A 12,660-nucleotide genomic window follows, 5' to 3' on the forward strand; every position below is an offset into this window, starting at 1 on the left:
CCCGCTGTCCGCCGCGCCGCTCCCGGACACCGACGACATGGCGCCGCCGGATCCCGCGCCGGTCGGGACGCCACCGGGGCCTGGCCCGGCGGACCGGCCACAAGCCGTGGTGGTGGCGACGAGGATCAGCACCACCGTCACGGTGGCACGACCGGCTTTCGCTGCTGCGGACCTCATCCCGGACCCCCGTCCCCCGCGAGCCGCTGCCAGCGAGGCTAGCAGCGGTCCGCCGGCCGGTCACCGGCCGGCGGAGGGCGCATTGAGCGGGCCGCGCGCCCCCTGCGCCGCTCCCCGCGAGCCGTCCGACGCGTCCGACGCTCCGCTCCCGCGAGCCCTCCGGCTTTCCTGGTCCAGGTACCGACACCCCTAGCCCGGGTACCGGCTCCCCTAGTCCAGGTAATCGCGCAGCAACTGGGACCGCGACGGGTGGCGGAGCTTCGACATGGTCTTGTTCTCGATCTGGCGGATCCGCTCACGCGTGACGCCGTAGACCTTGCCGATCTCGTCGAGCGTCTTGGGCTGTCCGTCCTTGAGGCCGTAGCGCATGGAGACGACACCGGCCTCGCGGTCGGCGAGGGTCTCCAGGATGGAGCGCAGCTGCTGCTGGAGGAAGGAGAAACCGACGGCCTCCGCCGGGACGACAGCTTCGGTGTCCTCGATCAGGTCGCCGAACTCACTGTCGCCCTCCTCCCCCAGCGGGGTGTGCAGGGATATCGGTTCACGGCCGTATTTCTGTACTTCGATGACCTTTTCCGGGGCCATGTCGAGTTCCTTGGCCAGTTCTTCCGGAGTGGGTTCGCGGCCGGTGTCCTGGAGCAGCTGGCGCTGAATCCGCGCCACCTTGTTGATGATCTCCACCATGTGGACGGGAATACGGATCGTCCGGGCCTGGTCGGCCATCGCCCGGGTGATGGCCTGGCGAATCCACCACGTCGCGTACGTCGAGAATTTGAATCCCTTGACGTAGTCGAACTTCTCGACCGCGCGGATCAGACCGAGGTTGCCCTCCTGGATCAGGTCCAGGAAGAGCATGCCGCGGCCGGTGTAGCGCTTGGCGAGCGAGACGACGAGCCGGAGGTTGGCCTCGACCAGGTGCTCCTTGGCTCGGGCGCCGTCCGCGACCAGGATCTCCAGCTCGCGCCGGAGCTTCCCGGCGGGCTCGCCGGTGTCCAGCTTCTCCTGGGCGAACAGCCCGGCCTCGACGCGCTTGGCCAGCTCCACCTCCTGCTCGGCGTTGAGCAGCGGCACCTTGCCGATCAGCTTCAGATAGTCCTTGACCGGGTCGGCGGAGGCTCCGGCGCCGGCGACCTGCTGCGCCGGCGCGTCCCCCTCGTCACCGTGGGACAGGGTGAATCCGCCCGCCGCCTCGATGGCCGTACCGTCGGACGGCACGGCTTCCGGGGCCGGGGATTCGGTTGTCTCCTGCGGTCGCATGACGGGCGAGGTGAGTGACACGAGGAACCTCTCGATACACATAGGCACGGTGCACGGCGAGCACCTCCTTATTCATCGCGCTCTTACCGGTGGTTTGTTACACCACCATTCCCGTGATCTGAATCACGGTGGTCCGGCAGGGCGTCCTCACCCGGCGCGTCCGGCGGCCTCAGCATGATCACGTGGGTGGTGTTCCGTTCGATCCCGGCACGGGTGTACAGGAGGGGAAAGGCGCCGTCCGCCGCCCAGTCCGCGAAGAGATCACGGTAGTGCGGGCTGTCCGGGTCGCCGGACTGGCCGGGCGCGTTCATGGCCACCGAGGCGTCCCAGTCGCCGACGTCGATCACCAGCCGGAAGGTCGCTCCGGTGATCTGCCGGAAGTCCGTGCCGTACGCGGTGGCATCGACCGTGTCGCCGCTGCCGCCGCGCGGCGCGGGCCCGGCCCGGGTCCAGAGCGGGGCCTGCTTTCCCAGCCACGCGGCGAGCGGATGCCGAGGTTCCGCCTGGTGCAGCGCTCCCCAGGTCCAGCGGGCGCGGTCCGGTCCGAGCAGCCGCCCGAGGTCGGCGAGTGCGGCGGGGAGGGTTTCGAGGACGGCCGTACGCAGGGCGCCGTCCGGGTCCGGGCCGAGCCGGTCCCCCGGTGTGAGCAGAAGCTCCAGGTCCACCCGGGGGTCGCTGGTGGCGGCGTCTCCGACCGGCAGGACGCGGGCCAGAGCGGCGGCCCGCCGGTCCGGGGGCAGCAGGCGGGCCAGTGCCCGTTCCCGTACGGCCGGACGCAGGTGCCGCCGGAACCAGACCTCGAAGAGCGCTGCGGGAAGGGAGTCGGGCGCCAGGTCGGCGTCCCAGGTGCGCAGTTGCTCCAGCGCCCATGCCACGTCCGGGTCGTCGCTGCTGACGCCGGCCAGCAGCGGCTGGACGCGGCGCGCGGTCAGGCTGGTGTGGTCGGTCTGCAGGCGTACGCAGTCCGCGACCGTCCAGCCGGTGCGCGCGGCCAGTTCCGCGGCGATCCGGTCGTGACGGACGGGCGCGTGCCAGTCGTAGGTGACGGTCCGGTCGGCGTTGGGGTAGCCGGGCGGCAGGTTCATCTGGTTGGCCGTGGCGAACCAGCCCTGCGCGGGGTCGCGTACGGACGGCAGCGAAGCCACGGGGTGGCACCCCGCCCACTCGTAGCGGCCGTCGCCGGGCACCGGCAGCGTGCCGTCCCAGTTCGGGCGGCCGGGGACCCGGCCGGCGGGCTGCCAGCCGATGGTCCCGTCGGGCGCGGCGTACACCTGGTTCTCGCCGGGGGCGCCCCACCGGTCCATCGCGGTGACGAAGGCGTCCGGGCCGTCCGCCGTCATGTATCCGGTGCTGCCCAGGTAGGGGGCCATGCCGGGATCGAGCCAGGCCGCCCGTACGGCGAACGCGGTGCCGCGCTCCGGGTCGTCGTGGATCACCGGGCCGTGCCAGGTGAACCACAGGTCCACGGTGGCCGGCTGCCCGGCATCGCGTACCGGTACCGTCTCGGTGACGCGGCGCATCGGCTCCCAGTGGCCGTCGTACCAGTACTCCCGCGGGTCGGCGGGGTTGGTGCGGTAGACGTACAGGTCCTCCTGGTCGATCGGGAAGATCGTCAGCCCGAAGGCGATCCGGCCGTTGTGGCCGATGGAGATGCCGGGCAGCGCGGGTTCCCCGGCGCCGACCGCGTCGATGCCGGGGGCCGACAGGTGCGCGAGGTAGCGCAGCGCGGGCAGGGTGACGGCCCGGTGCGGGTCGTTGGCGAGCAGCGGGCGGCCGGTGGCGGTACGGGACGGGGCGATCACCCAGTTGTTGCTGCCGTCCGGCCCTTGGGGCGGCCCGCCGTTCTCCCAGGGCGGCGTGGTGGCCAGCCGGTAGACGCGGAGCACGTCGTCGGGGATGACGGACAGGTCCAGGCCCTCCGGTACACGAAGGCCGTGCGCGGGCTCCCGTACCCGGCGCAGGTCCTCGACCGCGGGGCCGTAATCGCGCAGGGTCAGCGCGCGGGCGACCTCCTGCTCCAGGTTGTAGAAGAGGCCGTGGCTGCGGATGCGGGCGACGTCTGCGGGGTCCCAGTAGGCGGGCTGGTGGCCGAGCAGCGCGAACTCGTGTGGCAGGTGCGCGGGATCGGCCCGGCAGAGCGCGACGTACGCGTTGACGCCGCGCACGAAGGCCGCGGCGATGCGCTCCGTGCCGGGCGCGTAGGCGGACCACTCGGCGGACATGTCACCGCGGTACAAGAAGAGCCGGGCCGCCCGGTCGTGTTCGAGACAGCTCTCCCCGAACACCTCGGAGAGCAGTCCGAGTCCGCGGCGCCGCCACAGGTCGATCTGGAAGAGCCGGTCCCGGGCGGCGTTGAAGCCCTGCGCGAGGAAGAGGTCGTCCTGGGAGGCGGCGTACAGGTGGGGCACGCCCCAGCGGTCGACGCGGATCTCGACGGGGGCGGTGAGGCCTGGGAGGGGGAAGGTGGTGGTGGTGCGGGGTGGCATGTATCTCCATGGGGAGTCCGTGATCTTGTTCTGTGTTCTGTACTCCGCGTCCGAGTTCCGTGTTCCGGTACGCCGGTGGGTAGGCCGGCCCGGTGGGTACGCCGGCCCGGCCGTACGGGCGGGCTCAGAGCGACGGCTCGTACCGGCCGTCGACCGCCGTCCAGCCGCCGTCGACCGCCAGGACGCTGCCGGTGACGAACGTGGACGCGTCCGAGACGAGATAGGTGACGGCGCCCGCGATCTCGTCGGCGCGGGCCCAGCGCCCCAGCGCGGACGCCTGCGCGTAGGCGTCGTACCACTGCGGATCGGCGGCGATCTGATCGGTGAGCGGCGTACGGACCACGCCGGGCGCCACCGCGTTGAACCGGACGCCGCGCGGCCCCCACTCCGCCGCGGCTGTCCGCAGGAACTGCACCAGCCCGGCCTTGGACGCCGCGTACACGCTCTGCCCCGGCTCGACCTGGAAGGCGCGCATCGAAGCCAGGCCGACCACGCTGCCCCGGCCGCGCTCCGCCATGGCGGGCGCGGCAGCCTGTACGAGGGTGAAGACGGCCCGCAGGTTGAGGGAGACCACCCGGTCGAACTCGGCGGCGGTGTAGTCGGCGATCCGTTTGCGCACGTTGACGCCGACGGTGACGACCAGCCCGTCCAGAGCGCCCCAACGCGCCACCGCGGCCCGTACGGCGTCCGCGTCCAGCACGTCGAGGGCGCAGGCCGTCGCCGTACCGGTACGGCTGCCGGGGGCCGGTGTCTCGGCCGCAGCGGCCTCCGCGGCGCGGGCGGCGCCGGCCGCGTCCAGGTCGGCGACGATCACCTCGGCCCCGTGGGCGGCCAGCGCCCGTACCGCCTCCCGGCCGATGCCGCCGGCCCCGCCGACGACCGCGACCCGCCGCCCGTCCAGGCGGAACAGCTTCGCGTACTCGATCACCTGGTCCATGGTGTGCTCCGGGGTCGTAGGGGTACGGGCCCGTGCCGTCGCCGTCCGCGGCGCTCACGGACGGATCACCGCCATCCGCGTCACCGTCAGTTCCTCGATCGCGAAGCGCGGGCCCTCACGCCCCAGCCCCGAGTCCTTCACGCCGCCGTACGGAGCCACGTCGCTGCGGTAGCCCGGCACCTCGTTGATCACCACGCCGCCGACGTCGAGCGCGTCCAGCGCCCGGAAGGCGGCGTCCAGACCGCGGGTGAAGACCGCCGCGTGCAGCCCGTACCGCCCGGCGTTGACCAGGTCGTAGGCCGCGTCCAGATCCGGGACCGTACGCAGCGCGACGACCGGCCCGAAGATCTCCTCGTCCCAGGCGGGCTGGCCGTCCGGCACCTCCGCCAGCAGGGTCGGTGCCACGCACCGGCCGACGCGGGTGCCGCCCGCCACCAGCCGCGCCCCGGCGGCGCGGGCCTGGTCGATCCAGGTCAGCACGCGTTCGGTGGCGGCCTCGTCGATGAGGGCGGCGACCCGGGTGTCCTCCTCGCGCGGGTCGCCGACGACGACGCCTGGCAGCCGTTCGGTGATCCGCCGCTCCAGCTCGGCGGCGATCTCCGCGACGGCGATCACGCGTTGCACGGCGATGCACGCCTGGCCGGAGGCGTAGTAGCCGCCGCGGGCCACCGCGTCCGCTGCGGCGTCCAGGTCGGCGTCGGCGGCGACCACGAGCGCCGCGTTGGAGCCGAGTTCGAGCACCACCTTGCGGGGCGCGGCGTCCCGGGCGATGCGGTGGCCGACGGCGGCGGAGCCGGTGAAGGAGACCGCGGCGACCCCGGGGTGCGTGGTCAGCGCGCGGCCGACCTCGGTGTCGCCGGTGACCAGTTGGACGGCGCCGGCGGGGCGCCGGCCGCGGTGAGGCGTTCGCGTACGAGGTGGACCAGCCACAGGGTGGCCAGCGGGGTGGCCGGGGCCGGTTTGACGATCACCGGGCAGCCGGCCGCCAGCGCCGGGGCGATCTTGTGGGAGGCCAGCATCATCGGGTAGTTGAAGCCCGCGATGCCGACCACGACGCCGACCGGGCGCCGGGTCCAGAACCCGAACATGCCGTCCCCCGTGGGCAGCAGGTCCAGCGGCACCGTCTCACCGTGGATGTGCGCCACTTCGTCGGCGGCAGCCTGCCAGGTGGCCACGGCCCGCCGTACCTCGGTACGGCAGTCGGTACGCGGCTTGCCGGTCTCCCGTACGAGCAGATCCTCCATCGGCCCGGCGACGTCCTCCAGGTCCGCCGCCACGCCGCCCAGCACCTGACGCCGTACGCGCGAGGCCAGCTTCGCGACCCGGGGGCGGACGGCCACGGCGTGCTCGACGGCGCGCCGGGCGAGGTCCGCGTCCCCCACGGGCGCCGTGGCGAACTCCGCCCGGTCGTACGGGAAGATCACCGGCCCGGTACGCGGGGCGGGCACCCAGCTGTCGCCTACGGGGAGGCGGGCCGGGGGCACGGGCGGGAGGGGCGGCGCGTCGTCGCGGCCGGCGGGAGGGCTCATGCCGTGTCGCCACCTTCGCCGCTCTCGCCCTCTTCGACGTCTTCGCCGTCTTCGGAGCTGGTGGTTCCGGAGGCGGGTGCGGAGCCGGTGTCGCTCCCGTCGAGGAAGTGCCGGGCCGCGACCGCGTACACCCGCGCGTACTCGGCGATCTCCCGTACCTCCACGTACTCGTCCTTCTGGTGGGCGATCCACTTGCCGCCCGGCCCGTAGACGACGGTCGGCAGGCCCGCGTCGCGGGTCAGGATCGTCCCGTCGGTCGTACCGGGGACCGCGCCGAACTCCGGCTCGACGCCGTGCACCCGCCGGTGACCGGCCACCAGGCTCCGGACGAGCGGGTGGCCGACGGCGAGTTCGACGGCCGGGCGGTCGTCGACGACGGTCAGCTCGACCGTGACCCCCACACCGGCCGCGGCGGCCACGGCCGTCCGCCGCAGCCGCTCGACGATCTCGGCGTGGTCGGTACCGGGCACGGTCCGTACGTCGATGCCGAGCACGCCGTGGCCGGGGATGACGTTGAGCTGGTCGGGGTCGCCGGCGCGCAGCACCGTCGGGGTGACGGTCACCGTCCCGGCGTGCGGGTGGGTGCCGTACCGCCCGGCCGCCCACTCCTCGGCCTCCGCGAGCGCGGCGACGACGCGCGCACCCGCGACGAGGGGATTGCGGCCCTCCTGCGGCATCGCGCCGTGCGCCATCACCCCGTGCAGACCCAGCCGGAGGCGGATGCCGCCGCGGGCCGAGGCGCACACCTCGTACCCCTCCGGCTCGCAGACGACGACACCGTCCACCTCGGCGGCCGACGGCGAGGCGGCGAACGCCTTGGCGCCGAGCATCAGCCCCTCCTCGTCGCACAGCACGCCGACGACGACCCGGCCGGGGAACGGACCGGCCTGCTGGAGCGCCCGCACCCCGTAGATCATGGCCGCCACCCCGGACTTCATGTCCGCGGCGCCACGCCCCCACAGCCGCCCGTCACGGATCTCCGCGCCGTACGGGTCGACGCTCCACACGGCGGCGTCGCCCTCCGTCACGACGTCCGTGTGCCCTTCGAACATCAGCGTACGGCCCGTCCCGCCACCGCCCTCGACGACCGCGACGACGTTGGGCCGCCCGGGGGCGACCTCGACGACGTCGTGCGGCCAGCCGAAGTCGGTGAAGAGCCGGGAGAGGAGATCGGCGGCGGGCTGCTCCACGCTGGTGGCGCCCGCGGCGTTGACGGTCCGCAGCCGGACCAGGGCCTGCGTGAGGGCCACGGCGGCCGCTTCCTCGACCGGCGGCACGGCTACGGCGTCGGTGAGGTCCGCGCCCTGCGGCTCACCGCCCGCCCCTGTCGCGCCGATGCCCGGACCGGACGGCACGACGCTCGGGCTGCTGTGCACGGCACCCTCCACCTCCCCTGACGCGGGGCCAGGAGACCGGTCGGACCAGACGGTCCCCCGTACTGTGCTGGCCCGCTCGCTCACGGGTCAAGAGGGGCACGACGGGCCAAGAGGGTTATAGACGGCGAGGGGGCGGAAGAGGGGCCACGGCGGCGCTCCGCCGCCTCCTCGCCGGGGGGCTGTCAGGGGCGTGTGTCATCAGAAGCGTGTGGCGTCAGGGGAGATGCCGTCAGGCGCGTACGTCATCAGGCGCGTACGTCGTCAACCGCACACGCCGGAAGCCGCACAGGCCGTCAGCCGCATACGTCGTCAGCCACGCGGGCTCGCGGCGGAGCAGCGGTAGAGGCTCTGGCCGGCACCGGAACCGCCACTGGCACCCGCACCGGCGCCCGCTCCGGCTTTGGCCCCGGCACCACCTTGCTGCCCACTTCCGCCTCCGCTCCCACTCTCGCTTCCGGTTCCACTCCCGCTCCCGCCTCCGCTCCCGGCGCGCGTCTCGCCCCCGTACGCGGACGGATCGACCTTCTCGCAAGCCGACCGGACCCACCGGCTGATCCGCGCCGTCTCCGAGGTCCCCACGTCGTCCCCCGCGCCGACGAGCGCGAAGCGCAGTTTCCCGGCCGCCACCAGCCGTTGGTACTCGCTGAGGGTGACCGGCTCGGTCCCCGCCGCGAAGCCACCGAGCGGCAGCACGACGGACGCGCCGAGGCGGATGTACGGCTCTGCCGTGAGCAGCCCGGCGGAGAAGGCGTAGTCGGCGGTGCCACGGCGGCGCTCGACGTAGTCGAGGATCTTGCGCTGGGTGTCCGTCAGCCGGGTGGGCGTACCGAGCGTGAAGTCCTGCGGACCGGCGGACGCCGAGTGCGCGGAGCCGGTGTACCGGAGGTTCAGGACGGACAGCGACCAGGTGGCGGGGGCCGCCGTCATCGTGACGCAGCCGGCGATCAGTCCGGCGGTGGCGACGCGCCGAGCGCGGGCGCGCTGCCGGGCGCGGGTGTACTGCTGCGCGCGGGCGTGCGCCGGGGCGTGCTGCGTGTCCGGTGCACTCCGGGCGTGCGATCCGTCATCGGCGCGCCGGGCGCGAAGAATGCCGTAGGCAAACAGGCCGAGGGCGGCGAGCGCCGTCACGACGATGACGGGGATCAGCCACGGCACCCAGTCGGAGTGACTGGAGACGAGATACACCGCCCATGCCGCCTGCGCCGCGACGACGGCCGGCAGCAGCCACGCACGCAAAACCGCCCCTACGCCTCCCCCGACGCGACGCCCAGCTGCCGGACGCCCCACCACCTGCTCCCCCGACTCCCCCTGCACTCCCCGCTCCCCTTGCGCTCCCCGCTCTCCCCACTTTCCCTGCACTCCCATCTCCCGACGATGGGCGCGCCACAGGGTGACGACTCCGGCGGCGGACAGCGCGGCGAGGCCAGGAGCGAGGGCGGCCATGTACGTGGCGTGCGGAACGTTGATGGCGCTCATGACCGCCACCGCCGTCAGCAGCCAGCCGCCCCACAGCAGGTAGCCGCCGCGGACCGGGTCCGTACGGGGCTGTGTGCGGCGGGTGACGAAGCCGAGCACGAGAGCGGACAGGGCCAGCGGGAACAGCCAGCCGATCTGCTGGGCCAGGGGTGCGCGGAAGAGCTTGAACCAGCCGCTGGTGGGTGCGCCCACCGCCACGTGCGATCCACCGCCGCCTTGGGCCTGCCCGCCACCCTTCGCCAGGCTGGTTCCGGGCGCGGATTTCGCCCCCGAGCCGGCCTGCCCGGGCGCGTGCCGCCCAGAACCGGTCTTGGCCGATGTCTTGGAAGAAGTCCTGCTCCCCTCGTCAGCCCCGGCCCCGCCGCCCGCTCCGGACACTCCCTTGGCCGCCCCCGGCGGCGTGCTGTTGGCGGCATCGATGTTCCATCCGGACTTCAGCCGGTCGAAGCCGTTGTAGCCGAACACCATCGACAGGGCGCTGTTGTCGCGCGACCCGTCCACGTACGGCCGCGCGTCCTTCGGGACGACGGTCATCAGCAGGACCCAGGAGAACGAGACGGCGAGCAGCACCGCGCCCGCGGTCAGCAGATGGCCGAGCCGTTTGCGCGGCGCGGCCGGTGACACGACGAAGTACGCGACGGCGAGGGCCGGCACGATGATCCACGCCTGCATCATCGCCGCCTGGAAGGCCAGCCCCACCCAGACCGCCGCCAGCAACAGGGGCCGCAACCGCCCCTCTGTCATCGCCTTCGCGCACTGGTCGGCGGCCAGCACCAGGCACATGGTCAGCGGCGCCTCCAGCAGCGCGTGCCCGAACATCGACGCCGCCACCGGAGTGAGGGTCAGCGCTCCGGCGGCGAGCAGACCGGCCGCCGGGCCGCGCCAGCGCCGTACCGTGCGGTGGATCACCAGCACGCAGACGACGCCCTCGACGCACTGCGGGAGCGTCAGGGCCCAGTTGCTGAACCCGAAGATCCGCGCGGACAGCGCCTGCGGCCACAGGAAGCCGCCGATCTTGTCCAGGGTGACGGTGGACGCCGGGTCGAAGGCCGTGAAGAGGAACGCCTTCCAGCTCTCCGACATGCTGCGGACGGCGGCGGCGTAATAACCCGCGTAGTCGCTGCTGGTGATGTTCCAGGCGTACAGCACCGCGGCGAGCGCGGCGATGCCCAGGAGGGCGGGCCGGTCCCAGCGCGGCCGGCCCGCGGGCGTGTGCCAGAACTGCCAGCGGCCGTGCGGCCGTTCAGCGAGGACGGGCCGGTCCACGAAGGTGGTGGCGGACATGGTGGTCTTACCTTTCAGTCGTGGGTCTGATCTGGTCATTCGTAAGATCGGAGGGCCCAGGGGCTCCGGGTATGGCTGTCATGTTGGTGCCGCTCGACGGCTTGAGAGACATGGCCGCCCGGAGCCCCGCGACGACTCGACCGCCAATTGGGATTTGCGACGTTGATCGCTGCTGTAAGACCACGCCGGCGAGGTCGTCTGCGGGAATCGATGACGACCACGAAGCGGCGGAGGTGACCCGTGCCCCAGATCTGGGCCGGGGTGGACATCGGCAAGACGCACCACCACGCGGTGGTGATCGACGCGGAAGGCAAACGGCTGCTGTCCCGCCGCGTATCCAACGACGAAACCGAGCTGCTGACGCTGATCGGAGACGTCCTGGAGATATCCAGCGACGTGCTGTGGGCCATCGACCTCAACCGAGGCGGTGCCGCACTGCTGATTGGCCTGCTGCTCAACCACGACCAGCCCGTCGCCTACCTCACCGGGTTCGCCGTTCATCGAGCGTCGGGCACCTACCGGGGCGAGGGAAAGACGGACGCGAAGGACGCCTTCGTCATCGCCGACCAGGCCCGCGTCCGCCGCGATGTCGGGCTGCTGCGACCCGGCGACGACATCGCCGTCGACCTGCGCATCCTCACGTCCAGGCGACTGGATGTGGTCTTCGACCGAACCCGGCAGATCAACCGCCTGCGAGCCCAACTGCTGGAGATCTTCCCCGCCCTGGAGAGGTCGCTGGACCTCACCAACCACGGCCCGGTCATGCTGCTGACCGGATACCAGGCCCCCGCCGCCATCCGCCGCACAGGCGCCAAGCGGATCGAAACGTGGCTGAAGAACCGCAAGGTCCGCGGCGCCGCCACACTCGCCAAGACGGCCGTGGAGGCGGCCGAAGCCCAGCACACGGCGCTGCCTGGTGAGAGGCTGGCTGCCGCCATGGTCCTCCGGCTGGCGAAGGGGGTGATGGCTCTCGATGAGGAGATCGCCGAGCTTGACGCTCTCATCGAGGCGCGGTTTCGCGAGCATCCACACGCCGAGGTGATCACCAGCCTGCCCGGCATGGGCCCTCGTCTCGGTGCCGAGTTCATTGCCGCCACCGGCGGCGACATGGCCTCTTTCGGGACCGCGGACCGCCTGGCCGGCTTCGCCGGCCTGGCCCCTCAACCCCGCGACTCCGGCCGCGTCAGTGGCAACCTGCGCCGGCCTCGGCGCTATCACCGCGGGCTCCTGCGGAGCATGTATCTGGCTGCCCAGGTGAGTTTGCGGTGCTGTCCAGCATCGCGTGCGTTCTACGACCGCAAGAGGAGCGAGGGCAAGGCGCACAAGCAAGCGGTGCTGGCCCTCGCGCGCCGGAGACTGAACGTTTTGTGGGCCATACTCCGTGACGGAGTGTGCTACCAAGCCACACCACCTGTCACGGCAGCGGCTTGACTTCACCATTGGGATGTCTCTCCCGGAAGCGGAGGGGGTCGGGGCACCGCAGGGCGACGGTGATCTTTCCGGCGCGGGCGCGACCGTCCGAAGGCGCCGCCGCGGACGGCACCTTCGGAGGCCGACGGCCTCGCGCCGAGGCCGGGTTTCGGGGGAAGTGCATTACCGGCGGCGACGGCACCGGAATAGCGGGATGCCCCGTCACAGGAAAAGGGCACGGCCGTACGTGGGTTCCGATGCCGCCTCGAACACGCCACTTCACCGTGCCACGTGAACATGAGAGAAACATGAGCCACAGAAGCGGAATGATGAATCCTGCTCCGTCCAGCACCTTTCCGGACAACCCCGCGGAGCCGGCCTTCCGGTTGCCACCACCAAAAATCCCCGCCCCGCAGTAACGCTTCCCCTGAGTCCCCCCGACGCCCAACGCCACCCAGCCGGCCTGCGCTTCCGCTCCCCGCTCCACCCGCGCCCGCCACCGCACCCGAACTCGATCAGCCCCCAGCCTGCTACTTTCCGACCTCCTCCCTTCACTCCCCTCCACGAATGACGGAACAAAGCTTGGCCGATACCGACCCCTCACAGAAAGGAGATAGTCTCCACACAGCAATTACACAGCCAAGTTATTACCGGCGACCTGACACCCCATCTGCCCGCTGCCCCCAGCCCGCGGCTTGTCCGGCTCACACGGAACGCGCCACCCGCGC

The 12,660-nt window shown here is 72.4% G+C and carries 7 protein-coding genes and 1 pseudogene; 1 reads left to right on the forward strand and 7 read right to left on the reverse strand.

Going from position 1 to position 12,660, the window contains the following annotated elements; all coding sequences use genetic code 11:
* Positions 1–387 precede the first annotated feature (387 nt).
* The 7 genes and pseudogenes from ACEXOX_RS08590 to ACEXOX_RS08620 all read right to left on the reverse strand — a co-directional run.
* Positions 388–1,368: pseudogene (locus ACEXOX_RS08590) on the reverse strand (RNA polymerase sigma factor); the annotation flags it as partial.
* A 149-nt stretch (positions 1,369–1,517) separates the two neighbouring features.
* The gene (locus ACEXOX_RS08595; protein ID WP_406519810.1) at positions 1,518–3,920 is read right to left on the reverse strand and encodes a penicillin acylase family protein; all 2,403 of its coding nucleotides are present in this window, start codon (positions 3,918–3,920) and stop codon (positions 1,518–1,520) included.
* Between the two features lie 124 nt (positions 3,921–4,044).
* The gene (locus ACEXOX_RS08600) at positions 4,045–4,857 is read right to left on the reverse strand and encodes an SDR family NAD(P)-dependent oxidoreductase (protein ID WP_406519811.1); all 813 of its coding nucleotides are present in this window, start codon (positions 4,855–4,857) and stop codon (positions 4,045–4,047) included.
* A gap of 54 nt (positions 4,858–4,911) precedes the next feature.
* Positions 4,912–5,787: an aldehyde dehydrogenase family protein gene (locus ACEXOX_RS08605; RefSeq protein WP_406519812.1), complete on the reverse strand. Its 876-nt coding sequence runs from the start codon at positions 5,785–5,787 to the stop codon at positions 4,912–4,914.
* Positions 5,688–6,386 carry an aldehyde dehydrogenase family protein gene (locus tag ACEXOX_RS08610; protein WP_406519813.1) on the reverse strand — a complete coding sequence of 233 codons (699 nt, stop codon included), beginning with the start codon at positions 6,384–6,386 and terminating at the stop codon, positions 5,688–5,690. The genes ACEXOX_RS08605 and ACEXOX_RS08610 overlap by 100 nt, the downstream gene beginning before the upstream one ends.
* Positions 6,383–7,762: a M20 family metallopeptidase gene (locus ACEXOX_RS08615; RefSeq protein ID WP_406519814.1), complete on the reverse strand. Its 1,380-nt coding sequence runs from the start codon at positions 7,760–7,762 to the stop codon at positions 6,383–6,385. The genes ACEXOX_RS08610 and ACEXOX_RS08615 overlap by 4 nt, the downstream gene beginning before the upstream one ends.
* 309 nt (positions 7,763–8,071) lie before the next feature.
* Positions 8,072–10,522, reverse strand: a complete 2,451-nt coding sequence (locus ACEXOX_RS08620) for an ArnT family glycosyltransferase (RefSeq protein ID WP_406519815.1) — start codon at positions 10,520–10,522, stop codon at positions 8,072–8,074.
* Between the two features lie 240 nt (positions 10,523–10,762).
* On the opposite strand from ACEXOX_RS08620, the gene ACEXOX_RS08625 reads away from it, so the two are divergent.
* Positions 10,763–11,953, forward strand: a complete 1,191-nt coding sequence (locus ACEXOX_RS08625; RefSeq protein WP_406518466.1) for an IS110 family transposase — start codon at positions 10,763–10,765, stop codon at positions 11,951–11,953.
* Positions 11,954–12,660 lie beyond the last annotated feature (707 nt).

This window comes from Streptomyces sp. Ac-502 (assembly GCF_045222935.1).
GTDB classification, from domain to species: domain Bacteria; phylum Actinomycetota; class Actinomycetes; order Streptomycetales; family Streptomycetaceae; genus Streptomyces; species Streptomyces monomycini.